This is a genomic window from Streptomyces telluris (genome assembly GCF_024519335.1).
In the GTDB taxonomy this organism is placed as follows: Bacteria; Actinomycetota; Actinomycetes; order Streptomycetales; family Streptomycetaceae; genus Streptomyces; species Streptomyces telluris.
The window spans coordinates 120,571-141,983 of the sequence record NZ_JANIID010000005.1 but is presented as its reverse complement, the minus strand read 5'-3'; the positions used below and the strand labels follow the sequence as shown (position 1 = coordinate 141,983).

Below are 21,413 nucleotides of genomic sequence, written 5' to 3'. Positions count from 1 at the left end.
CGCGCACATCTTGCTGGCTTACTCGCCTGGACACCAGTCACGACACTTCCGCCGCGATCGAGACCCGCATGCGGCGCCGTCGCCGCCAGCCTTGGCCCACTCGTCGGCGGACGGGATGGCCTCGCCGACCTTGACGGCTGCCTGGGCGGGCCCCATGCACGACCCCACACTCAACCGAGAGGGAACTGCCATGGAACCCTTCGAGCGCGCCCGGCTGGACGCCTACTTCTCCAAGATCGCCACCCACTTCACCCCCACTGACCAGGCCACCTCGTTCCTGATCACCCACCTGCTCGTCGAACGTCCCGGCTTCGTCCGCGCGGTGGCCTCGATGACCCGGCTGCGAGCCGTGCTGCCTAAACCGAAGTCCGTCCACCCCGCCGCCCAACGCGAGGTCGAACAGACCATCCCCTGCGACACGCTCTCCCGCGAGCTGTTCACCGACCCTGACATCGCCCTGGACTACCTGGAGGCCCGGGCGGCCGGCGAACCCGTGGTCCTGCTGGACGTCGGCGGCTACTTCGCCCCCGCCCTGACGGAGCTGCACAGCCGCTTCACCGGCCGGCTCCTCGGCGTCATCGAAGACACCGAGAACGGCCACCGCCGCTACCTGGAGCTCGACAAACTGCCCTGTCCTGTCGTCTCGGTCGCCCGCTCACCACTGAAGGCCCCCGAGGACTTCCTCGTCGGTCAGTCGGTCGTCTTCTCCACCGAAGCCGTCATGCGCGACCGAGGCGACATCTTTTACGGCCGCCCGGCCCTGGTCATCGGCTTCGGAAAACTCGGCTCCTCCATCGCCCGGCTCCTGCACGCCAAAGGCGTCCAGGTCACCGTCTGCGACATCGATCCCGTCCGCCGCACCCATGCACTCTCCCAGGGCTTCGCCGTCACCCGCGACCGCGAGGCCGCCCTGGCCACCGCCGGCCTGGTGCTCTGCGCGACCGGCGCCCGGTCCCTCAAGGGCGAGGACTTCCCCCACCTGCGCAACGGCGCCTACGTCGCCACCGTCACCTCTAAGGAGGACGAGCTGGAACTGGACGCCCTCCCGGACGTCTACACCCGCACGATGGTCGGCGAGCACGTCACCCGCTACCAGACCACTGGCCACTACTTCTACCTCGCCAACAGCGGCAACGCCGTCAACTTCTTGCACGGCGCGAGCGTCGGACCCTTCATCTTCCTGGTCCAGGCCGAGATCCTGGCCGCGATCAGTATGCTCACCCGCGCTGACCTGGCCCCCGGTCTCCACGAGGTCAGCCCGGACGACCGAGCCGCGATCGCGGCGACCTGGCTCTCCTACTTCAACAGGTGATCGACTTGGCCATCACGGCAGACCACATCCGCACCACCATCCACGGCTACCTCGACGAGCACCCCGACGAGAAGCCCGCCCTCACCCCCATCCTCGGCCTCCTGGACGACGGCGCCGACCTGGCCAGCCGCAAGGAATTCCGAGGCCACGCCACCGCCGGAGCCGTCCTCACCCGCCCGGACGGGCACATCCTCCACATCCATCACTTGGCCCTGGACAAGTGGCTACTGCCCGGCGGCCACCTCGAAGCCCAGGACGGGACTCTCATCGAGGCGGCACTGCGCGAGCTCTCCGAGGAGACCGGCATCCCCGCCGAATCCGTCACAGCCGTGGTGGACCGGCCCGTCCACATCGACGTCCACCCCATCCCGGCCAACGAGACCAAGGGCGAGCCCGACCACCAGCACATCGACTTCCGGTTCCTCTTCCGCACTGGCGTCGAGGTCCACAGGCTCCAGACCGAAGAGGTCATTGACGCCGCCTGGCGACACCCGGACACCATCAGCGATGAGCAGCTCCGACGCCGCATCGCGAATACAGCTCGCTGATCCAAGCAACCAGATGGCCGGTCCCCGAAACGGGATCGGCCATCTGGTTGCCATAGGTCTATGGCCGGGAGACGTTCTCAAGAATCTGCCTCCTACCGGCATATTCTGAACAAACTACCTGCCACCCCTCCGGCGCCCGTCAGCCCAGGGCCGCCAGCGGGTCGTCGAGGACGGGCTGCCAGGCGGCTTCGGCCGCGCCGATGAGGCTGTTGTAGTCGAGGGTGCAGGGCAGGATCGGCACGCTGCCGCTGCGGCCCCACAGGCTGCGGTCGGCGACGACGGCGCGCAGCCGCTCGGGGTCGGCGTCCAGCAGGGCGCGGTGGAGGCCGCCGAGGATGATGCGGTCGGGGTTGAGGATGTTGACCAGGCCCGCGAGGCCGAGGCCGAGCCGGTCGACGATCAGCTCGGCGGCGGTGCGCACGGCCGGGTCGGAGTACTCCGTGCGGAGCAGGTCGCGGGCCTGCTGCAGGAGGGAGACCTCGGGGCCGGGGGTGCGGCCGGCCGCGGTGAGGAAGGCGAGCGGGTCCGTCTCGACGTCCAGGCAGCCGCGGCTGCCGCAGTGGCAGGGCAGACCGGCGGGGTTGACGGTGAGGTGGCCGACCTCCAGGGCGAGGCCGGAACTGCCGCTGTGCAGGCGGCCGTCGAGGACGAGCGCCCCGCCGACGCCACGGTGGCCCGTGGCCACGCACAGCAGGTGCCGGGAGCCGCGGCCGGCGCCGTGCCGGTGTTCGGCGAGCGCGGCGAGGTTGACGTCGTTGCCGGTGGAGCCGGTGGCGGTGACGCCGCCCGGGCCGGGGATCCCTGCCTTGGCCAGGGCTTGGGTGAACAGCTCGCGAACGGGCGCGCCGGCGGGCCAGGACAGGTGGAGCGGGTTGAGGGCCGTGCCCTCCGGTTCGGCGACGGCCGAGGGGACGGCGAGGCCCGCGCCCAGGCAGCGGCGGCCGGTCTCGCGCAGCAGTCCGGCCCCGGCCTCGACCACGGCGTCGATGATGTGCGACGGGTCGGCGGGGACGGTCATGCAGCCGGGCGCGGTGGCGACCATCCGGCCGCCGAGGCCCACGAGAGCGGCGCGGAAGCCGTCGGCGTGGATCTGGGCGGCGAGGACCACCGGTCCGCCGGTCGCGACGGACAGCCGGTGCGAGGGGCGGCCCTGGGAGCCGGCCGCCGCGGGGCGGGCGTCGACGGTGATCAGTCCGAGGGCCTCCAGCTCGGCGGCGACGGCTCCCGCGGTCGCGCGCGTCACCCCGAGTTCGGCGGTGAGCACCGCGCGCGTGGGGGCGCGGCCGGTGTGTACGAGCTCCAGGGCCGGGCCGAGGGCGCCGCGGCCCCGCTCCAAACGTGTTGTCCGAGTCTGGGTCACACCCCTATTCTGACTTTGTGCCGACGCTAAACAAAATACGGACGGCCCTTCGGGGCGATCAGCGCCCGGCTCCGGCCGCGCCCGCCCTCCGCCGCCTCCGCATCGCCATCACCCTCTTCTTCGCCCTCGACGGCTTCCTCTTCGCCGGCTGGGTGGTCCGCATCCCCGCCATCAAGGAGCAGACCGGGGCCTCCGCGGGCGCCCTCGGCATGGCCCTCCTCGGCGTGTCGGCGGGCGCGGTGGCCACCATGGTGCTGACCGGACGGCTGTGCCGACGGTTCGGCAGCCACCCGGTGACCGTCGCCGCCGCCGTGCTGATGTCCGCGGGCATCGCGCTGCCGCCCCTGACGCATTCGGCGCTCGCCCTCGGCCTCGTCCTGCTCGTCTTCGGGGCCGCCTACGGCGGCATCAACGTCGCCATGAACAGCGCGGCCGTCGACCTCGTCGCCGCGCTCCGCAGGCCCGTGATGCCGGGCTTCCACGCCGCGTTCAGCCTCGGCGGAATGCTCGGCGCGGGCCTGGGCGGCCTCGTCGCCGGACACCTCTCCCCCACCCGCCACCTGCTCCTCCTGGGCCTCATCGGACTCGCCGTCACCGCCGTCGCAGGGCGCATCCTCCTGGCGCACCCGGCGCCGCGCACCGAGCGGGCCGAGACCGCCGCCGCGGCGGACGGCAGCCGCTCCGGTCGCGGGCGGCGCACGGTCGCCCTCTTCGGCGTGATCGCCCTGTGCACGGCCTACGGCGAAGGGGCGCTCGCGGACTGGGGCGCGCTGCACCTGCAGCAGGACCTCGGTGCCCGCGCGGGCGTCGCGGCCGCCGGCTACTCCGCCTTCGCGCTCGCCATGACCCTCGGCCGGCTGAGCGGCACCGTGCTGCTCGAACGCCTCGGCCAGACCGCGACCCTCGTCGCGGGCGGGACCGCGGCCGCCGCCGGCATGCTGCTCGGATCGCTGGCGCCCACCGTCTGGGCCGCGCTCGCCGGCTTCGCGATCACGGGCCTGGGGCTGGCCAACGCCTTCCCCGTCGCGGTCGGACGGGCCGGGGAGCTGGGCGGCCCGGCTGGCGTGGCCGCGGCCTCCACCTTCGGCTACGGCGGCATGCTGCTCGGGCCGCCAGTCATCGGCCTCCTCGCCGACGCCTCGTCGCTGCCCGTGGCGCTGACCACCGTCGCGGCCCTCGCAGCCGTGGCGGCGGTCGTCGCCTACACCACCCGCCGCACGGTCGCCGGCGTCCGCTGAGGCGGGCCTGCCCGCGGGCGGGCGGCGTTGTCAGTGGGAGCTGACACAATCCGAAGGCGTGGACGGAAGGGGTGGGCCATGAGCACCGAGCAGGGGGACTGGCGGTGCGGCGGGCTGCGCTGGGGGCCCGCCGGGCCCTCGCTGGCCTGGCTGCACCCCGTGCACGGCGAGCGCGGCACCCCGCTGCCCGCAGGCCGTCCGATCGCCTTCACGACGGGCGCCGCACGGCGCTGCGTGGGTGTCCGCAGGGCCGGCCGGCGCACGCCGTGCCCGGTGGGCGCGGAGGTGCCGGCCCCGGCGGTCTCGTCGCAGTGCGCGGAATGCGCACGGCTGGACCGCTCGCACTCGGTCGCCGCCGACACCGCCCTCGACGACCCCCGCCCGTACGACGTGTACCTGGCGTGGTCGGTGCCGGGAGCGGTCAAGGTCGGCATCACCGCGGCCGAGCGCGAAGGGAGACGCCTGCTCGAACAGGGCGCGCTGTCCTACGCCCTGCTGGGGCGCGGGCCGCTGATGGCGGCCCGCCGTGCGGAGGCGGTGCTCGGAGCGGCGCTCTCGGTTCCCGACCGCATCCCCTACGCCGCCAAGCGGGCCGCCCGGTGCCCCGCACCCGCCCAGGAGCCGCGGACGGCCGAACTGGCCGCCCTGCACGCGCAGGCGTGCGGGCTCGGCACGCTGCCGGAATCGCTGGCCGTGCTGCCCTTCGCCCCCGTGCACCACGACGCGGTCTTCCACCTCGACCGGCTGCGGCCGGGCTGCGGGACGGTCGTGCTCGCGCCCGGGTGCACGATATCGGGCAGCGTCGCCGGAGTGGCGGGACCGGACCTGTATCTGGACGCGGCGGACGGGCGGCAACTGCTGGTGGACGCACGGCAGCTGGCCGGGTGGGCGCTCACGGCGGCGGCGCCGGGGGCGCGGACGACGGCGGAGGTGCTCGTACGCCCGCCCGAGACCGCCGGCCCGGAGGCCCTCTTCTGACAGGACCCGCCGCACAGGAAGAGCGGGCGCAGAAGCGGGTGCACAAGCAGGAGCAGGTGCAGGAGCGGGTGCACAAGCAGGTGCAGGCGCGGGGTCAGCCCAGCCAGCCGGGCCGGACGAGCCCGCTCTCGTAGGCGAGGACGACGAGCTGGGCCCGGTCGCGGGCCCCCAGCTTGACCATGGCACGGCTGACGTGGGTCTTGGCGGTCAGAGGGCTGACGACGAGCCTCCGCGCAATCTCCTCGTTGGACAGGCCGATGCCGACCAGCGTCATCACCTCCCGCTCGCGGTCCGTCAGCTCCGCAAGGCCCGCCGCCTCGGCGGGCTCCTTGGACCGCGCGGCGAACTCGGCGATGAGGCGGCGGGTCACGCCCGGCGAGAGCAGCGCGTCCCCGTGCACCACGGCCCGCACCGCACGCAGCAGTTCCTCCGGCTCGGTGTCCTTGACCAGGAAGCCCGAGGCGCCGGAACGGATGGCCTCGAAGACGTACTCGTCCAGTTCGAAGGTGGTGAGCATGATGACCTTCACGTCCGCCAGGGCCGGATCCCCGGTGATCCGCCGGGTGGCAGCGAGGCCGTCGAGGACGGGCATGCGGATGTCCATGAGGACGATGTCCGGCCGCAGTTCGCGCACGAGGGCGAGGGCCTGCTCACCGTCGGCGGCCTCGCCTGCGACGGCGATGTCGGGCTGGGCGTCCAGCAGGGCGCGGAAGCCCGCGCGGACGAGCAGCTGGTCGTCCGCGAGCACCACCCGGATCTCGGTCACGGCGTCTCCCTCGTGCACGGCACCTCCGTCGCCCACAGGATCCCCTTCACTACGTCTCCTTGCGCGAAGAAGTCAGCGGCAGCCGGGCCCGTACGCGGAAGCCTCCGTCCGGCCGGGGCCCGGCCTCGGCGGTGCCGCCCAGGGCCGCGGCCCGCTCGCGCATCCCGACCAGGCCGTTGCCCCCACCGGTGACCGTGCCCGCCAGCGCGGGCCCTTCGTCGTCGACGGTCACTTCGAGCGCGTCCGGCCCGTAGTGCAGGCGCACCTCGGCGGTGCGGGAGCCGGAGTGCCGGACGATGTTGGTGAGGGCTTCCTGGACGATGCGGAAGGCTGCGAGGTCGGCGCCCGGCGGCAGGCCCCGCCGCGGGCCCTCGGCCGCGACCCGCACCTCCAGCCCGGCCCCGGCCGCCTGCCGGACCAGCTCCTGCAGCCGGTCGAGCCCGGGGGCCGGGGAACGGGGCGCGTCGCCGGGGGTGCGCAGGGTGTCGAGCACCTGGCGGACCTCGCCCAGCGCCTCCTTGCTGGCGGCCTTGATGGTGGTGAGCGCGGCCCGGGCCTGCTCCGGATGGCTGTCGATGAGGGCGAGCCCCACCCCCGCCTGGACGTTGATGACGGAGATGCTGTGCGCGAGGACGTCGTGCAGCTCGCGCGCGATGCGCAGCCGCTCCTCGTCGGCACGGCGGCGCTCCGCAGCGGCCCGCTCGGCCCGGGCCTGGGCCCACTGCTCGCGCCGCACGCGCACGACCTCGGCCCCGGCGACGACGGCGACGGCGACGGCCCAGGCAGCGGGCGCCCACTCCTCGCCCCAGGGAGCCGGCCCGTCACCACCGGGCGGCAGCCACCGGTACAGCCAGTGGGAGAGGAGAAGGTGCCCGGCCCACAGCAGGCCGACCGCACACCACACGGCCCGGCGGCGCCCGGCGACGACCGCCGTGAAGCAGCTGACGGCGACGCAGGCGAACACCGGGCCATAGGGATAGCCGCCGCCGAGGTAGAGCGCGGTGACGAAGCAGGTGCCGAAGACGGCGAGGGTGGGGTGACGGTGGCGCAGGAGAAGGAAGGCCGGGCCTGCCGCGAGGAGCACCCGGGCGAAGGAGTCCAGCGGCGCCCGGTCGGGCTGGTTGAGCGCCGCGTAGTGGCTGCCGACCTGCTGGAGGGCGGCGACGGCCAGCGTGGAGGCCCACGGCAGGCGGCCCGCCGGGCGGGCGAGCCACCGCTCCCACGGCGGCTCGGCACCGCGCTCCCGCGCCCACGGCGCCCGTCTCTCGCTCCCCATACGGGCAAAGCTAGTCGGCGGCGGCGCCCGCCGCGTCAGCCGTACGCGGTGGGCGCGTCTACTCCACCGGGAGTAGGGGGCCTGCCCCCGGTCCGGGAACTACGGGCGGTCCGCCGCCGACAGCACGCGCCGGGCCACCGGGTGCGTGCGCACGATCTCCGCGAGCGTGGTCGTGCCCCGGGTGATCCGGGTGAAGGCGTGCCACGCCGGGCGGAAGCCGGTGAGCGCGGCGTGCATCAGACCGGGGCGGCGCTCGTAGAAGGCGAGCATGCGGCGGCCGACGCCCATCTCCACGCCCAGCCCGGCCTTGATGGCGAAGGCGTAGTTGAGGGCCTGACGGCGGGCGTCGACCGCGTCCTGCGCCTCGCCGATGCGGACCGCCCACTCCCCCGCCAGCCGGCCCGAGCGCAGGGCGAAGGAGATGCCCTCGCGGGTCCACGGCTCCAGCAGGCCCGCGGCGTCGCCGCAGACGATGACGCGGCCGCGGGAGAGCGGGGAGTCGTCCGAGCGGCAGCGGGTGAGGTGGCCGGAGGAGATGCTCGGCTCGAAGCCCGCGAGGCCGAGGCGGGCGATGAAGTCCTCCAGGTACCGCTTGGTGGCGGAGCCGTCGCCGCGGGCCGAGATCACGCCGACGGTGAGGGTGTCGCCCTTGGGGAAGACCCAGCCGTAACTGCCGGGGATCGGGCCCCAGTCGATGAGCACGCGCCCGGCCCAGTCCTCGGCGACCGTCGGGGGCACGGGGATCTCGGCCTCCAGGCCGAGGTCGACCTGGGAGAGCTTCACCCCCACGTGTGCCCCTATGCGCCCGGCGCTGCCGTCGGCCCCGACGACCGCGCGGGCGAGGACGGTCTCGCCGCTGGAGAGGACCACGGCGACCGTGCGCCGGTCGGGCACGGCCGGGCCGTGCTGCTCCACGCGCGAGACCGTCACGCCCGTGCGCACCTCGGCGCCGGCGTCCTTGGCCGCCTCGACCAGGGCGGCGTCGAACTCGGGCCGGTTGATGAGGCCGAACAGCATCCGCTTGGAGCGGCGCGTGCGCGTCAGCTTCCCGTTGAGGGAGAAGGTGACGGCGTGGACGCGGTCGCGCAGGGGAAGTTCGAAGCCGGGCGGCAGGGCGTCCCGCGAGGGGCCGATGATGCCGCCGCCGCACGTCTTGTAGCGCGGCAGCTCGGCCTTCTCCAGGAGCAGTACCCGGCGGCCCGTGGAGGCGGCGGCGTGCGCGGCGGAGGCCCCGCCGGGCCCCGCGCCCACCACCACGACGTCCCACACCTGCTCCGGGCCCCCGCCCGCGTCCCGCTCCGCGCCCTCGGCTGCGTTGTCGCTGCTCACCTGTGGTTCTACTCCCGCTCGATCACCGGCTACGGCTACCGCCCGCATCCTACGGCCAGCCCCTCGCGCCGCCGCCACGGGAAGCCCGTGGGCACAGCGGAAGGCGGGCGTGGGAGGATCGAACGGCACAATCGCCCATACGTACGGATACAACGCCGCGTCCACAAGGAGCGTTCCATGGAAGCGTCCTCGAACCACCACCCCCGGCCGGTCCCGGCCGAACTGGCGGCGACCGTTGCCTCGCTGCAGTCCCGCGCCAGGACCGAACTGGCCGAGCTGGTGGCCTTCCGGTCGGTGGCGGACGAGGCGCAGTTCCCCAGGAGCGAGTGCGAGGCGGCCGCGGGCTGGGTGGCCGACGCCCTGCGGGCCGAGGGGTTCGAGGACGTCGCCCTGCTCGACACCCCCGACGGCACCCAGTCCGTCTACGGCTACCTCCCCGGCCCGGCGGGCGCCCCCACCGTGCTGCTCTACGCGCACTACGACGTGCAGCCGCCGCTGGACGAGGCCGCCTGGCTCTCGCCCCCGTTCGAGCTGACCGAGCGCGACGGGCGCTGGTACGGGCGCGGCGCGGCCGACTGCAAGGGCGGGGTGGTCCTGCACCTCACCGCCCTGCGCGCGCTCAAGGAGCACGGCGGCGTGCCGGTCAGCGTGAAGATGATCGTCGAGGGCTCGGAGGAGCAGGGCACCGGCGGCCTGGAGCGCTACGCCACGGCGCACCCGGAGCTGCTGGCCGCCGACAGCATCGTCATCGGCGACGCCGGCAACTTCCGCGTGGGCCTGCCCACGGCCACCGCGACGCTGCGCGGCATGACGCTCGTCCGCGTCCAGGTGGACACCCTGGGCGGCAACCTGCACTCGGGCCAGTTCGGCGGCGCGGCGCCCGACGCCCTGGCGGCGCTGATCCGCATGCTCGACTCGCTGCGCGCCGAGGACGGTTCGACGACCGTGACCGGCCTGGAGGCCGAGGCGGCGGCGAGCTGGGAGGGCATGCAGTACCCCGAGGAGGACTTCCGCAAGGACGCCAAGGTGCTCGACGGCGTGGAGCTGATCGGCTCGGGCACCGTCGCCGACCGGCTGTGGGCGCGCCCCGCCGTCACCGTTCTCGGCATCGACTGCCCGCCGGTCATCGGCGCCACCCCCTCGGTCCACGCCGGGGCCCGGGCGCTGATCAGCCTGCGCGTGCCCCCGGGCACGGACGCGGCCGCGGCGACGAAGCTGCTGGGCGAGCACCTGAAGGCGGCGGCCCCCTGGGGCGCGCGCGTCGCGGTGGAGCAGATCGGCCAGGGGCAGGCGTTCCGCGCGGACACCGGCAGCCCCGCCTACACGGCGATGGCCGACGCCATGCGCATCGCCTACCCGGGCCAGGAGATGCAGATCTCCGGCATGGGCGGCTCGATCCCGCTGTGCAACACCCTCACCGCGCTGTACCCGGAGGCGGAGATCCTGCTGATCGGGCTGAGCGAGCCCGAGGCGCAGATCCACGCGGTCAACGAGAGCGTCTCGCCGGAGGAGCTGGAGCGGCTCTCCCTGGCCGAGGCCCTGTTCCTGGGCAACTACGCGGAGAGCAAGCGCTGACGTCCCGCGGCCGGGGCCGGGCTCCGCGGCCCGGTCCCGGCGCCCGGGGGCTCACCCGACGGGGACGCCCGCCTCAAGATTGAGCGGGCGCCCCTGTTCGCGGGCGCGCAGCGCCCAGCGCAGCCTGCTCAGCCGCACGGGCGGCAGCAGGGAGGCCGCCTCGCTCTCGGTGACGAACCGCCAGCCGCGCAGTTCGGAGCCGGGCAGCAGGAGCCGGCCGGCGTCGGCTCCTGCCAGCCGCCCGCCGTCGAAGAGGAACCGCAGGCCGCCGTAGCCGGGCGGCTTGGGCGGCTCCCAGTCGACGACCAGCAGGCGGGGCACCTCGGCGAGCCGGATGCCGATCTCCTCGGCGACCTCGCGCATCCCGGCGCGGGCGGGCGCCTCGCCGGGCTCGACCACACCGCCGGGGAACTCCCAGCCCGGCTTGTACGTGGGGTCGACCAGCAGGAAGCGGTCCTCCTCGTCGAAGAGGAGCACCCCGGCGGCGAGCGTCTCGGCCGTCGGCTCGGGGGTCTGCACGATGGCGCACGCCCCCGCGGCGCCGCTGCGCACGGCGTCCGCGACCCGCTCGGCCGCCTCACGCGGCGTCAGGCGGCCGGTCTCGACGGCGTAGGCGTCGGCATGGAGCCAGGGGAGCGCCTCGCGGTAGGGGGCGATGTGGTCCAGTGCCCACTGCCGGACGGACTCGCTGCGGTCGGGGTCGTCCGCGAACTCCTCGCGTCCTGCTATCCGGGCGCGCAGGATCGTTTCGTCGACAGCCAGCAGCACATGTCGCACCGGGATGCGGCGTGCGGCGAGCCCGCCGAAGATCTCGTCCCGGTACTCCTGGCGCAGCAGGGTCATGGGGACGACGAGCACCCCGCCGACCTCGGCGAGCAGGGCGGCCGCCGCGTCGACGACCAGCCGCCGCCAGACCGGCAGGTCCTGGAAGTCGCCGACCTCGCCCATTCTCTTGGGCGGCAGCAGGTACTGCAGCGCCCCGCCGATCACCTCGGGGTCGTAGAGGGTGCTGTCCGGGATCAGCTCGGTCAGTTCCCTGGCCGTGCTGGTCTTCCCCGCACTGAACGCGCCGTTCAGCCAGACGATCACGGTTCCCCCTTCTCCGTAGACCCCTGTGAAGTGCCCGGAACACCTTGCCACGGAAACGCGTGTGAGCGGCACGGTGCCGGGGGTCCCCGCACGCCGGAAGGGGCGGGCCCCCGCCCGGGCTTCCGGCTGCGTCCATCACGGCAGCGGCGCCTACCGCCACTGTCCGGCGCGTTCTACGCCGGGCCACGGCTCCTCGTGCGCGGGAGGCCTACGCCGGGCACGGCTCCTCGTGCGCGGAAGTGCTACGCCGGGCCGGGCTCCCGGGCGGTCCACAGCCCGAGGTGCTGCGCGGCCGCCGCGGCGGCCCCCACGAGGCCGGCGTCGGAGCCCAGTTCGGCGGGCAGCACCTCGATGCCCGCCGCGAACGACAGCGTCGCGTAGTCGCGCAGGCGCGCGCGCAGCGGGGCGAAGAGGACGTCCCCCGCGCCCGCCACGCCGCCGCCTATGACGGCGACCTCGACCTCGACCAGTGTCGCGGTCGCGGCGATGCCGGCGGCCAGGGCCTGGGCGGCCCGCTCGAAGGAGGCACGGGCCACGGCGTCCCCCGCTCGCGCGGCCGCGGCGACGGCCGCCGCGCTCCGGTCGCCGTCCGGGCCCGGGAGCCAGCCGGCTTCCAGCGCGCGGCGGGCGATGTTGGGCCCGCTGGCGATGCGTTCGACGCAGCCGCGGGCGCCGCAGGGGCAGGGGTCGCCGTCGAAGTCGACGCTGATGTGCCCGATGTGGCCCGCGTTGCCGGTGGGACCGGGGTGCAGGCGGCCGCCCAGGACCAGGCCGCCGCCGACGCCGGTGGACACCACCATGCACAGGGCGTTCGCGCGCCCCCGGGCGGCGCCCTGCCAGTGCTCGGCCGCCGTCATCGCGACACCGTCGCCGACGAGCACCACCGGCAGCCCGTCCGCCCGCCGCGCCACCTCGGCGACCAGGGGGTAATCCCGCCAGCCGGGAACGTTGACGGGGCTGACGGTCCCCCGGGCCGCGTCCACCGGTCCGGCGCTGCCGATGCCCACGGCCCGCACGCGCGGCCACTGCGCCGCGCGCCCGAGCTCCTCCAGCACCTCCGCCACCGCGCCCATCACCGTGGCGCCGTCCTCGTGCGCGGGGGTCGGGCGCTGCGCGCGGGCCAGCAGCCGGCCGCGGTCGTCCACCAGCGCGCCCGCGATCTTGGTACCGCCGATGTCGAGGGCCGCGACAAGGTCGGCGAAGTCGGTGCGCATGGGGACGATCTCTCCTGGTGGGGCAGGGGTGCGGGCGCTGCGGAGGCCAGTCTGTCCGGATCTGACAACGTTGTCTAGGCTCTATGCTCGACGTCACCCCGCACCGGCCCCTGGTAAGGACGAGCACCCGTGTCGAGCAGCGCCCAGCCCGCCCGCAGCCCCTCCCCCCGATACGGCGCCCGCCCGACGATGAAGGACGTGGCGGCCCGCGCCGGCGTCGGCCTGAAGACCGTCTCCCGGGTCGTGAACGGAGAGCCCGGCGTCACCCCCGACACCGAGCGGCGCGTACAGGACGCGATCACAGCCCTGGGCTTCCGGCGCAACGACAGCGCCCGCATCCTGCGCAAGGGCCGCACCGCCTCCATCGGGCTCGTCCTCGAAGACCTCGCCGACCCCTTCTACGCGCCCCTCAACCGGGCCGTCGAAGAGGTCGCCCGCGCCCACGGCGCCCTGCTCATCAACGGCTCCAGCGCGGAGGACCCGGAGCGTGAACGGGAGCTCGCACTGGCCTTCTGCGCCCGCCGGGTCGACGGTCTGATCATCATCCCGGCCGGTGACGACCACCGCTACCTCGAACCGGAGATCGCGGCGGGCATCGCCACGGTCTTCGTCGACCGCCCGGCCGGAATGACCGACGCCGACGTCGTGCTCTCCGACAGCTTCGGCGGCGCCCGCGAGGGCGTCGCCCACCTCGTCGCGCACGGCCACCGCCGCATCGGCTTCATCGGCGACCGCCCGCGCATCCACACCGCCACGGAGCGGCTGCGCGGCTACCGCGCCGCCATGGCCGCCGCCGGCCTGCCCGTGGACGAGTCCTGGGTGTCCCTGGGCCCCACGGTCCCCGAGCGCGTGCGCGCCGAGGCGGAACGGATGCTCGCCGCGCCGCAGCCGGTGACCGCGCTGTTCGCCGGCAACAACCGGGTGACGGCCACGGTCGTGCGCGTCCTGGCCCGCTCGCCCCGCCCGGTCGCCCTCGTGGGCTTCGACGACCTCGAACTGGCCGACCTGCTCTCCCCCGGCGTCACCGTCGTCGCCCAGGACGCGGCCCGGCTGGGCCGCACCGCCGCCGAGCGGCTGTTCCGCCGGCTGGACGGGGTGGCGGAGCCGCCGCAGCGGGTGGAGCTGCCGACCCGTCTGATCGTCCGCGGCTCGGGCGAACTGCCCCCCGCGGAAGGCTGAGGGGAACGGCCGAGCTCGCACGACGGAGCCGCAGTCGAACTGCCCCCCGCGGAAGGCTGACGGAGCGACCCGGGGCGGGTGTTCAGCCCACCCGCCCCGCGAGCCCCTCCAGGCCGTCGCGGCTCAGGCCCGTCAGGGCCGTCACCTCCTCCGCGTCCACGGCGCCGCAGTCCAGGCCGCGCAGCAGGTGCCCGCTGAGCGCCCGCGCGGTGGCGGGCTCGTCGAGGATGTCACCACCGGAGCCGTTGACGTAGGCGTCCAGGCGGGCGGCGGCGCCCTCCAGGCCCTCGCGGTAGAAGGCGTACACCGCGGCGTAACGGGTGGGCAGATGGCCCGGGTGCATGTCCCAGCCCTGGTAGTAGGCGCGCGTCAACGACCGGCGCACGAGACCGTGATGGAGCCGCCAGGCGGCGTGCACCTGAGAGGTCGGCCCGACGGGCAGGACGTTGGTCGAGCCGTCGGAGACGCGGACGCCGGTGCCTGCCGCGGCCACCTGCATGACGGCCTTCGCGTGGTCGGCCACGGGATGGTCGGGCGACTGGTGCGCGGCGCCCACGCCGCAGGAGGCGCTGTAGTCGAAGGTGCCGTAGTGCAGCGAGGTCGCGCGCCCGCCCGCCGCGTCGATCATCCGGGCGACGGTGCTGCGCCCGTCGGCCCCGAGGATCGCCTGGGTGGTCTCTATCTGTATCTCGAAGCGGATCCGGCCGGGCTCCAGGCCCCGCGCCTTCTCGAACTCCCCGGCGAGCTCGGCCATGGCGGCCACCTGCTCGGCGTAGGTGACCTTGGGGAGGGTGAGGAGCAGTCCCTCGGGCAGCCCGCCGGCCTCCATCAGGCCGGTGAGGAAGATGTCGAGGGTGCGGATGCCGCGGTCCCGGACGGCCGCCTCCATGCACTTCATGCGGATGCCCATGAACGGCGCCGCGGTGCCGTCCTCGTACATGGCGGCCACCAGCCGTGCCGCACGGGCGGCCGCCGCGTCCTCCTCGTCGTCGGGGCGCGGCCCGTAGCCGTCCTCGAAGTCGATGCGCAGGTCCTCTACGGGCTCCCGCTCCAGCTTGGCGCGCACGCGGTCGTGGACGGGGCCGGCGAGGGAGGCGGGGAGGCCGAGGACGGCGGCGAGGGAGGCGGCGTCGGGCGCGTGCTCGTCGAGGGCGGCGAGGGCCCGGCCGCCCCAGAAGCGCAGGGTGTCGGCGGCGAAGACGTCGGCGGGGACGTAGACGGTGTGGACGGGCTGGCGGGTGCCGGGGTCGCCGGGGTAGCGGCGCGCGAGTTCGGCGTCGACGCCCGCGAGGGAGGCGCCGATGCGCTCCCCCACCGCGCTCGCAAACGTCGTCGCGACCGTCCGGTGCTGTCCCATGGCACACCCCTCCGCCCAGCCTCCCCGGCCGGCGCCGGAAGGTCCCCCCACGGACGGAACCGATCGTCCGTGCGGGCGAAGTTATCGACGGCCCGGCGGCGGGTCAACAGGCCCGCGGCGCCGGCGGGCGGGGCCGGCGGGAAGGACCGTCCGTGCACGACGAAGCCCCCGCACGCCGTCGCGTACGGGGGCCCCGGCACGGTGGTGCCGCGGGATCAGCCCTTGCGGGTCTTGACCTCGTCGGTCAGCTGCGGGACGACCGTGAAGAGGTCGCCGACCACGCCGTAGTCGACCAGGTCGAAGATCGGGGCCTCGGCGTCCTTGTTGACGGCCACGATGGTCTTCGAGGTCTGCATGCCGGCCCGGTGCTGGATGGCGCCGGAGATGCCCGCCGCGATGTACAGCTGCGGCGAGACGGACTTGCCGGTCTGGCCGACCTGGTTGGTGTGCGGGTACCAGCCGGCGTCCACGGCGGCGCGGGAGGCGCCGACGGCCGCGCCGAGCGAGTCGGCGAGGGCCTCGATGATCGAGAAGTTCTCGGCGCCGTTGACGCCGCGGCCGCCGGAGACCACGATCGCGGCCTCGGTCAGCTCGGGGCGGCCCGTCGACTCGCGCGGGGTGCGGGAGACGACCTTGGTGGCGGTGGACTTCTCGCCGAAGGAGACGGCGAGCTGCTCGACCGTGCCGGCGGCCTGGGCGGCCTCCGGGGCGGCGGAGTTGGGCTTGACGGTGATGACCGGCGTGCCCTTGGTGACGCGGGACTTGGTGGAGTACGAGGCCGCGAAGACGGACTGCGTGGCCACCGGGCCCTCGGCGCCGGCCTCCAGGTCGACGGCGTCGGTGATGATGCCGGAGCCGATGCGGACCGCGAGGCGGGCCGCGATCTCCTTGCCCTCCGCGGAGGACGGCAGCAGCACGGCGGCCGGCGAGACGGCCTTGTACGCGGCCTCCAGCGCGTCGACCTTCGGCGCGACGAGGTAGTCGGCGAACTCGGACGCGTCGGCCGCGAGGACCTTCACCGCGCCGTACTCGCCGAGCACGGCGGCCGCGGCGTCGGCACCGGCGCCCAGGTGCACGGCGACGGGCTCGCCGATGCGGCGGGCGAGGGTGAGCAGCTCGAGGGTGGGCTTGCGGACGGCGCCGTCCACGTGGTCGACGTAGACGAGGACTTCAGCCATGGCGTTGCTCCTGCGGAAAAAGTGGGGCGGGTGACGGTTCGTTCGGGATCAGAGAGCTCAGATGAACTTCTGGCCCGCGAGGAACTCGGCGAGCTGCTTGCCGCCCTCGCCCTCGTCCTTGACGACGGTGCCGGCCGTGCGGGCCGGGCGCTCCGTGGCCTCGTCGACCTTGGTCCAGGCGCCCTCCAGGCCGACCTCCTCGGCCTCGAGGCCGAGGTCGGAGAGGTCCAGGGACTCCACCGGCTTCTTCTTGGCCGCCATGATGCCCTTGAAGGACGGGTAGCGGGCCTCGCCGGACTGGTCGGTCACGGAGACGACGGCCGGGAGGGAGGCCTCCAGCTGCTCGCTGGCGGCGTCGCCGTCGCGGCGGCCGGTGACCTTGCCGTCCTCGACCTTGACCTCGGAGAGCAGGGTGACCTGCGGGACGCCCAGGCGCTCGGCGAGCATCGCCGGGACGACGCCCATGCCGCCGTCGGTGGAGGCCATGCCGGAGACGACCAGGTCGTAGCCGACGTGCTCCAGGGCCTTGGCCAGCACCAGCGAGGTGCCGAGGGCGTCGGTGCCGTGGAGGTCGTCGTCCTCGACGTGGACGGCCTTGTCCGCACCCATGGAAAGCGCCTTGCGCAGCGCGTCCTTGGCGTCCTCGGGGCCGACGGTCAGAACGGTGATCTCCGCGTCGTCGTCGGCCGCCTCCTTGATCTGCAGCGCCTGCTCGACCGCGTACTCGTCGAGCTCCGAGAGCAGGCCGTCCACGTCGTCGCGGTCGACGGTCAGGTCTTCGGCGAAGTGCCGGTCGCCGGTGGCGTCGGGCACGTACTTCACAGTGACAACGATCCTCAAGCTCACGCCGGCTCTCCTACTGCATCGTCTCTTCGTAGCTGCCTTGGCAGGCAGCATAGGCGCCTTGTGGGGCGGATTCCGCCCGTGGCGGGCCGCGCCTCGAACGGAATGTTACTCGTCAGTACACCGACCCGTTCACCCGGGCGCAAGGCCGGTCGGCTGTGATCTGTCCAACGCGGGAAACGCGGGACGTCTCAGTCGCGCAGACCGTTGAAGCGCCCCTGGTGGTAGACGAGCGGACGGCCCGCCCCCGCGGAGTCGCCCGCGACGACCTCGGCGAGCACGACCCGGTGGTCCCCGGCGGGCACCCGGGCCACCACGCGGCACACCAGCCACGCGAGAACGCCGTCCAGCAGCGGCACGCCCTCCGGCCCGGGACGCCAGCTCGTGGGCGCGGCGAAGCGGTCGGCGCCGCTGCGCGCGAAGGTCGCGGCCAGCTCCCGCTGGTGCTCGCCGAGTATGTGCACGCCGACGTGCTCCGCCTCGGCGAGCACGGGCCAGCTGGACGAACCGGTGCCCACCCCGAAGGAGACCAGGGGAGGTTCCGCGGCGACGGAGGTCAGCGAGGTGGCCGTGAAGCCGGCCGGGCGCGCGCCCTGCGCCGTGATCACGGCGACGCCGGCGGCGTGTCTGCGGAAGACGGAGCGCAGCAGTTCGGGGGTGGTGGCGAGGGAGGTGCCGAGCCCGGGCATGGCCGTCATGGAACTGTCCTTCTGCTGGAGGGTCGAGCCGATCCGAACGGTCGTCGCGGTACTCACGCGCCCGGACAGCACGCGCTCGCCGTCCGCAGCAGGTCGACGTGCGCGCGTCCGTGGAGAAACGGTCCTGGCCACACGACGTCACACTGACGATTCGCGGTGCGGAGCGTCAAGGGCGGCCCGGGAGATGGGAGAGGGATCACGATCACGGCGGCTCACACCGCCGCGCCGAGCGCCGCGATGACGTCGGCCTTGCGCGGCTGCCCGGCCGCCCGGCGCACGATGCGGCCGGCGGCGTCGAGGACGAGGACGGTGGGCGTCGCGGTGATCTCCAGGGCCCGTACGAGGGCGAGGTGCGCCTCCGCGTCGACCTCGACGTGGGCGACCCCGCCGACCATGGCCACGACCTGCTCCAGGGTGCGCCTGGTCGCCCGGCAGGGCTGGCAGAAGGCGCTGGAGAACTGCACGAGCGTGGCGCGCTTCCCCAGCTCCCCGCCGATGTCGGCGGCCTCCAGCCGCAGCCCGTCGTCGCCCTCGTGCAGCACGCTCGGCCCCTCTTTCTCCTGTGACGTCCCCCGGTGCAGCGCCCGGGGCGCCACAGAAAATTCCGCCGCGCCCACCGGCGGTTTTCGGCCTACGTGATGAGGATCTCCCGGCCGCCGGGCCGTCCTCGCTGGCCCCCGGCCGGGCATTCAGGCACGATCTGGCAGAAGCCACACCCTACGGCCGCGTAACTTAACGGGTACGCCGGTGTCCGGCACGTCCCCCTCCCCAGGCCCGGAAGGAATCTCCCCCGATGGCAGAGCTCGTCTACCCCCCGGTGATCGGTGTCGCCCGCACCATGTTCAAGGCGCTCGACCTGCGCTTCGACATCCAGGGAACCGAGCACGTCCCGGCGCGGGGCGGGGCGGTCCTGGTGAGCAACCACATCGGCTACCTCGACTTCGTCTTCTGCGGCCTGACCGCCCGCCCCGCCAAGCGGCTGGTGCGGTTCATGGCGAAGGAGTCCGTCTTCCGGCACAAGGTGTCGGGGCCGCTGATGCGCGCGATGAAGCACATCCCCGTGGACCGCGCGGCCGGCATGGACGCCTACAAGCACGCGCTCTCGGCGCTGCGCTCGGGCGAGATCATCGGCGTCTTCCCGGAGGCGACGATCTCCCAGTCGTTCACGCTCAAGAACTTCAAGTCCGGCGCGGCGCGGCTCGCGCAGGAGGCCGGGGTGCCGCTGCTGCCGATGGCGCTGTGGGGCACCCAACGGCTGTGGACCAAGGGCCACAAGCGCGACCTGGGCCGCAACCACGTGCCGATCACGATACGGGTCGGCGAGCCGATGACCGCCGACCCCGCCGAGCACGCGGACACCGTCACCGACCGGGTGCGCTCGCGGGTGCAGGACCTCCTGGAGGCGGCCCAGCGCGCCTATCCCGTGCGCCCCAAGGACGCGAACGACACCTGGTGGATCCCGGCCCACCTGGGCGGCACGGCGCCCGCACCGCACGCGGCGGCCGCCGCGGACCTGCGCGCCTAGGCTCCGAACCCACGGACGCCGGCAAGAAGCCCCCGGCCGCGAGCGCGGCCGGGGGCTTCTTGCTGCTCATCACAGGCAGGCGCGGGCCGCTACTGCCGGCCCATCTCCTCGGCGAGCGCCGCCGCGAAGGCGTCGACGTCGGCCTCGGTGGTGTCGAAGGAGCACATCCAGCGGACGTCGCCGGCGCCCTCGTCCCAGAAGTAGAAGCGGTAGCGCTTCTGCAGGCGCTCGCTCACGTCGTGCGGGAGGCGGGCGAAGACGGCGTTGGACTGCACCGGGTGCAGGACCTCCACGCCCTCGACGGCCCACACGCGCTCGGCCAGGCGCGCGGCCATGGCGTTGGCGTGCGAGGCGCTGCGCAGCCACAGGTCGCCGCTGAGCAGGGCCTCGAACTGGGCCGAGACGAACCGCATCTTGGAGGCGAGCTGCATGGACATCTTGCGCAGGTGCTTCATCGCCCGCACCGCGTCCGGGTTCAGGACGACGACGCACTCGCCGAAGACCATGCCGTTCTTCGTGCCGCCGAAGGAGAGCACGTCCACGCCGGCGTCGGTGGTGAAGGCCCGCAGCGGCACGCCGAGCGTGGCCGCGGCGTTGGCGATGCGCGCGCCGTCGAGGTGGACCTTCATGCCCCGCTCGTGGGCGTGGTCGCAGATCTCCCGGATCTCCTCGGGCGTGTAGCACGTGCCCAGCTCGGTGGTCTGGGTGATCGACACGACCTGGGGCTGCGCCCGGTGCTCGTCGTCCCAGCCGAAGGCCTCGCGGTCGATCAGCTCCGGGGTGAGCTTGCCGTGCTCGGTGGGCACGGTCAGCAGCTTCAGGCCGCCGACGCGCTCGGGCGCACCGCACTCGTCGACGTGGATGTGCGCGCTGGCGGCGCAGATCACCGCGCCCCAGCGCTCGGTCAGGGCCTGGAGGGCGACGACGTTGGCGCCCGTCCCGTTGAAGACCGGGAACGCTTCGGCCGTGGGGCCGAAGTGTCCGCGCATCACGTCCTGGAGGTGGGCGGTGTAGTCGTCCTCGCCGTAGGAGACCTGGTGGCCGCCGTTGGCGACGGCGAGCGCCGCGAGGATCTCGGGGTGCGCGCCCGCGTAGTTGTCGCTGGCGAAGCCGCGCACCTCGGGGTCGTGCCGGCGTATCGCGTCGGTCGCGGCCGGCGGGGTCGTGCTCACGCTTGCGGAGTCAGCCACAGACGGGTTCCGTTCACTTCCTGGGCGGGCTTGTCCCACACGCCGACGATGGCCTCGGCCAGGTCCTTGACGTCGGTGAAGCCCGCGAACTTCGCGTTCGGGCGCTCGGCGCGCATGGCGTCGTGCACCAGTGCCTTGACGATCAGAATGGCGGCGGCCGCCGACGGCGCGTTCTCGCCCGCCGCCTTGCGGAAGGCGTCGGCGAGGGCGAGCGTCCACGCCTCGGCGGCGGCCTTGGAGGCGGCGTAGGCGGCGTTGCCCGCGGTGGGCTTGCTGGCGCCCGCCGCGCTGATGAGCAGGAACCGGCCGTTTCCGCTGCGCTGCAGGGCGGGCTCGAAGGCCAGCGAGGTGTGCTGCACGGTGCGGATGAGCAGCTTCTCCAGCAGCTCCCAGTCGGCGAGGTCGGTCTCGGCGAAGGAGGCCGAGCCGCGCCAGCCGCCCACGAGGTGGACCAGGCCGTCGATGCGGCCGAACTCCTTCTCGGTGCGGTCCACCCAGCGGCGCGTGGCCTCCAGGTCCAGCAGGTCCACGGTGTCGCCCGTGACGGTGGCACCGCCATGGGCGTAGCGGGCGGCGTCCACGGCCTCGGCGAGGCGGGCGGCGTCCGCGTCGGAGGCGACGACCGTGGCACCGGCCTCGGCCAGTCGCAGCAGCGTGGCACGGCCCGCGGGGCCCGCGGCCCCCGCCACAGCCACGACGGCGCCGTCCAGCCGGCCGTTGCCGTTGGTGGGAGTGCTCATGGTCGTCTCCTTCGTCTG

General features: G+C 74.1%; 21 protein-coding genes. 7 read left to right on the top strand and 14 right to left on the bottom strand.

Going from position 1 to position 21,413, the window contains the following annotated elements; all coding sequences use genetic code 11:
* The first annotated feature begins 190 nt into the window (after positions 1–190).
* Together NQU55_RS08225 and NQU55_RS08220 are read left to right on the top strand one after the other, a co-directional pair.
* The gene (locus tag NQU55_RS08225; protein WP_256790163.1) at positions 191–1,312 is read left to right on the top strand and encodes an NAD(P)-binding domain-containing protein; all 1,122 of its coding nucleotides are present in this window, start codon (positions 191–193) and stop codon (positions 1,310–1,312) included.
* Positions 1,309–1,860, top strand: coding sequence for an NUDIX hydrolase (locus tag NQU55_RS08220; protein ID WP_308402207.1), 552 nt, complete (start codon positions 1,309–1,311; stop codon positions 1,858–1,860). Before NQU55_RS08225 ends, NQU55_RS08220 begins: the two co-directional genes overlap by 4 nt.
* Before the next feature lie 139 nt (positions 1,861–1,999).
* Here NQU55_RS08220 and NQU55_RS08215 read toward each other — a convergent pair whose 3' ends face one another.
* Complete coding sequence (locus NQU55_RS08215; RefSeq protein WP_168092891.1) at positions 2,000–3,220, bottom strand: ROK family protein; 1,221 nt, start codon at positions 3,218–3,220, stop codon at positions 2,000–2,002.
* A 17-nt stretch (positions 3,221–3,237) separates the two neighbouring features.
* On the opposite strand from NQU55_RS08215, the gene NQU55_RS08210 reads away from it, so the two are divergent.
* Together NQU55_RS08210 and NQU55_RS08205 are read left to right on the top strand one after the other, a co-directional pair.
* A complete protein-coding gene (locus tag NQU55_RS08210; RefSeq protein ID WP_168092892.1) occupies positions 3,238–4,458 on the top strand; it encodes an MFS transporter in 1,221 nt (406 codons plus the stop codon).
* A gap of 78 nt (positions 4,459–4,536) precedes the next feature.
* Entirely contained in the window at positions 4,537–5,436 is a 900-nt protein-coding gene (locus NQU55_RS08205; RefSeq protein WP_168092893.1) for a DUF2797 domain-containing protein, read from the top strand.
* A 94-nt stretch (positions 5,437–5,530) separates the two neighbouring features.
* Here the strand turns inward: NQU55_RS08205 and NQU55_RS08200 are convergent, their stop codons facing one another.
* The 3 genes from NQU55_RS08200 to NQU55_RS08190 form a co-directional block, all read right to left on the bottom strand.
* Positions 5,531–6,193: a response regulator gene (locus tag NQU55_RS08200; RefSeq protein ID WP_168092903.1), complete on the bottom strand. Its 663-nt coding sequence runs from the start codon at positions 6,191–6,193 to the stop codon at positions 5,531–5,533.
* A 58-nt stretch (positions 6,194–6,251) separates the two neighbouring features.
* The gene (locus tag NQU55_RS08195; RefSeq protein ID WP_168092894.1) at positions 6,252–7,478 is read right to left on the bottom strand and encodes a sensor histidine kinase; all 1,227 of its coding nucleotides are present in this window, start codon (positions 7,476–7,478) and stop codon (positions 6,252–6,254) included.
* A gap of 99 nt (positions 7,479–7,577) precedes the next feature.
* Positions 7,578–8,807, bottom strand: a complete 1,230-nt coding sequence (locus NQU55_RS08190) for a geranylgeranyl reductase family protein (RefSeq protein WP_256790162.1) — start codon at positions 8,805–8,807, stop codon at positions 7,578–7,580.
* A 177-nt stretch (positions 8,808–8,984) separates the two neighbouring features.
* Here NQU55_RS08190 and NQU55_RS08185 point away from each other — a divergent pair, with 177 nt between their 5' ends.
* A complete protein-coding gene (locus tag NQU55_RS08185) occupies positions 8,985–10,382 on the top strand; it encodes a dipeptidase (protein WP_168092896.1) in 1,398 nt (465 codons plus the stop codon).
* Positions 10,383–10,433: 51 nt separating this feature from the next.
* Here NQU55_RS08185 and NQU55_RS08180 read toward each other — a convergent pair whose 3' ends face one another.
* Both NQU55_RS08180 and NQU55_RS08175 read right to left on the bottom strand, forming a co-directional pair.
* Positions 10,434–11,471, bottom strand: coding sequence for an NUDIX hydrolase (locus NQU55_RS08180; RefSeq protein WP_168092897.1), 1,038 nt, complete (start codon positions 11,469–11,471; stop codon positions 10,434–10,436).
* Positions 11,472–11,713: 242 nt separating this feature from the next.
* Positions 11,714–12,685: an ROK family protein gene (locus tag NQU55_RS08175; protein WP_168092898.1), complete on the bottom strand. Its 972-nt coding sequence runs from the start codon at positions 12,683–12,685 to the stop codon at positions 11,714–11,716.
* A 189-nt stretch (positions 12,686–12,874) separates the two neighbouring features.
* Between NQU55_RS08175 and NQU55_RS08170 the strand changes: the two genes are divergently transcribed.
* Complete coding sequence (locus NQU55_RS08170; RefSeq protein WP_168092904.1) at positions 12,875–13,864, top strand: LacI family DNA-binding transcriptional regulator; 990 nt, start codon at positions 12,875–12,877, stop codon at positions 13,862–13,864.
* 82 nt (positions 13,865–13,946) lie between these two features.
* On the opposite strand, the gene NQU55_RS08165 is transcribed toward NQU55_RS08170, so the two are convergent.
* From NQU55_RS08165 to NQU55_RS08145, 6 genes are all read right to left on the bottom strand, one after another.
* Positions 13,947–15,221 (bottom strand): DUF6986 family protein, encoded by a 1,275-nt coding sequence (locus NQU55_RS08165; RefSeq protein WP_168092899.1) that lies wholly within the window; start codon positions 15,219–15,221, stop codon positions 13,947–13,949.
* Positions 15,222–15,436: 215 nt separating this feature from the next.
* Complete coding sequence (locus NQU55_RS08160) at positions 15,437–16,399, bottom strand: electron transfer flavoprotein subunit alpha/FixB family protein (protein WP_168092900.1); 963 nt, start codon at positions 16,397–16,399, stop codon at positions 15,437–15,439.
* Between the two features lie 57 nt (positions 16,400–16,456).
* Complete coding sequence (locus tag NQU55_RS08155; protein ID WP_058042856.1) at positions 16,457–17,245, bottom strand: electron transfer flavoprotein subunit beta/FixA family protein; 789 nt, start codon at positions 17,243–17,245, stop codon at positions 16,457–16,459.
* A 188-nt stretch (positions 17,246–17,433) separates the two neighbouring features.
* Complete coding sequence (locus NQU55_RS08150; protein WP_168092901.1) at positions 17,434–17,940, bottom strand: flavin reductase family protein; 507 nt, start codon at positions 17,938–17,940, stop codon at positions 17,434–17,436.
* Between the two features lie 53 nt (positions 17,941–17,993).
* A complete protein-coding gene (locus tag NQU55_RS37065) occupies positions 17,994–18,074 on the bottom strand; it encodes a putative leader peptide (protein ID WP_372504660.1) in 81 nt (26 codons plus the stop codon).
* A 78-nt stretch (positions 18,075–18,152) separates the two neighbouring features.
* Positions 18,153–18,479 (bottom strand): TlpA family protein disulfide reductase, encoded by a 327-nt coding sequence (locus NQU55_RS08145; protein ID WP_240976357.1) that lies wholly within the window; start codon positions 18,477–18,479, stop codon positions 18,153–18,155.
* Positions 18,480–18,733: 254 nt separating this feature from the next.
* Here NQU55_RS08145 and NQU55_RS08140 point away from each other — a divergent pair, with 254 nt between their 5' ends.
* On the top strand, positions 18,734–19,465 hold the full coding sequence (locus tag NQU55_RS08140) for a lysophospholipid acyltransferase family protein (RefSeq protein ID WP_168097015.1): 732 nt from the start codon (positions 18,734–18,736) through the stop codon (positions 19,463–19,465).
* An 89-nt stretch (positions 19,466–19,554) separates the two neighbouring features.
* Here the strand turns inward: NQU55_RS08140 and NQU55_RS08135 are convergent, their stop codons facing one another.
* Together NQU55_RS08135 and NQU55_RS08130 are read right to left on the bottom strand one after the other, a co-directional pair.
* Complete coding sequence (locus NQU55_RS08135; RefSeq protein WP_372504654.1) at positions 19,555–20,655, bottom strand: threonine aldolase family protein; 1,101 nt, start codon at positions 20,653–20,655, stop codon at positions 19,555–19,557.
* Positions 20,634–21,395 carry an SDR family NAD(P)-dependent oxidoreductase gene (locus NQU55_RS08130; RefSeq protein WP_168094545.1) on the bottom strand — a complete coding sequence of 254 codons (762 nt, stop codon included), beginning with the start codon at positions 21,393–21,395 and terminating at the stop codon, positions 20,634–20,636. The genes NQU55_RS08135 and NQU55_RS08130 overlap by 22 nt, the downstream gene beginning before the upstream one ends.
* Between the last annotated feature and the right edge of the window lie 18 nt (positions 21,396–21,413).

Bases quoted from the DNA above. Each gene is read 5' to 3' on its own strand.
- NQU55_RS08130 (WP_168094545.1), bottom strand. From the start codon at position 21,395: ATGAGCACTCCCACCAACGGCAACGGCCGGCTGGACGGCGCCGTCGTG.
- NQU55_RS08170 (WP_168092904.1), top strand. From the start codon at position 12,875: ATGAAGGACGTGGCGGCCCGCGCCGGCGTCGGCCTGAAGACCGTCTCC.
- NQU55_RS08140 (WP_168097015.1), top strand. From the start codon at position 18,734: ATGGCAGAGCTCGTCTACCCCCCGGTGATCGGTGTCGCCCGCACCATG.
- NQU55_RS08225 (WP_256790163.1), top strand. From the start codon at position 191: ATGGAACCCTTCGAGCGCGCCCGGCTGGACGCCTACTTCTCCAAGATC.
- NQU55_RS08195 (WP_168092894.1), bottom strand. From the start codon at position 7,478: ATGGGGAGCGAGAGACGGGCGCCGTGGGCGCGGGAGCGCGGTGCCGAG.
- NQU55_RS08160 (WP_168092900.1), bottom strand. From the start codon at position 16,399: ATGGCTGAAGTCCTCGTCTACGTCGACCACGTGGACGGCGCCGTCCGC.
- NQU55_RS08150 (WP_168092901.1), bottom strand. From the start codon at position 17,940: ATGACGGCCATGCCCGGGCTCGGCACCTCCCTCGCCACCACCCCCGAA.
- NQU55_RS08165 (WP_168092899.1), bottom strand. From the start codon at position 15,221: ATGGGACAGCACCGGACGGTCGCGACGACGTTTGCGAGCGCGGTGGGG.
- NQU55_RS08175 (WP_168092898.1), bottom strand. From the start codon at position 12,685: ATGCGCACCGACTTCGCCGACCTTGTCGCGGCCCTCGACATCGGCGGT.
- NQU55_RS08205 (WP_168092893.1), top strand. From the start codon at position 4,537: ATGAGCACCGAGCAGGGGGACTGGCGGTGCGGCGGGCTGCGCTGGGGG.
- NQU55_RS08185 (WP_168092896.1), top strand. From the start codon at position 8,985: ATGGAAGCGTCCTCGAACCACCACCCCCGGCCGGTCCCGGCCGAACTG.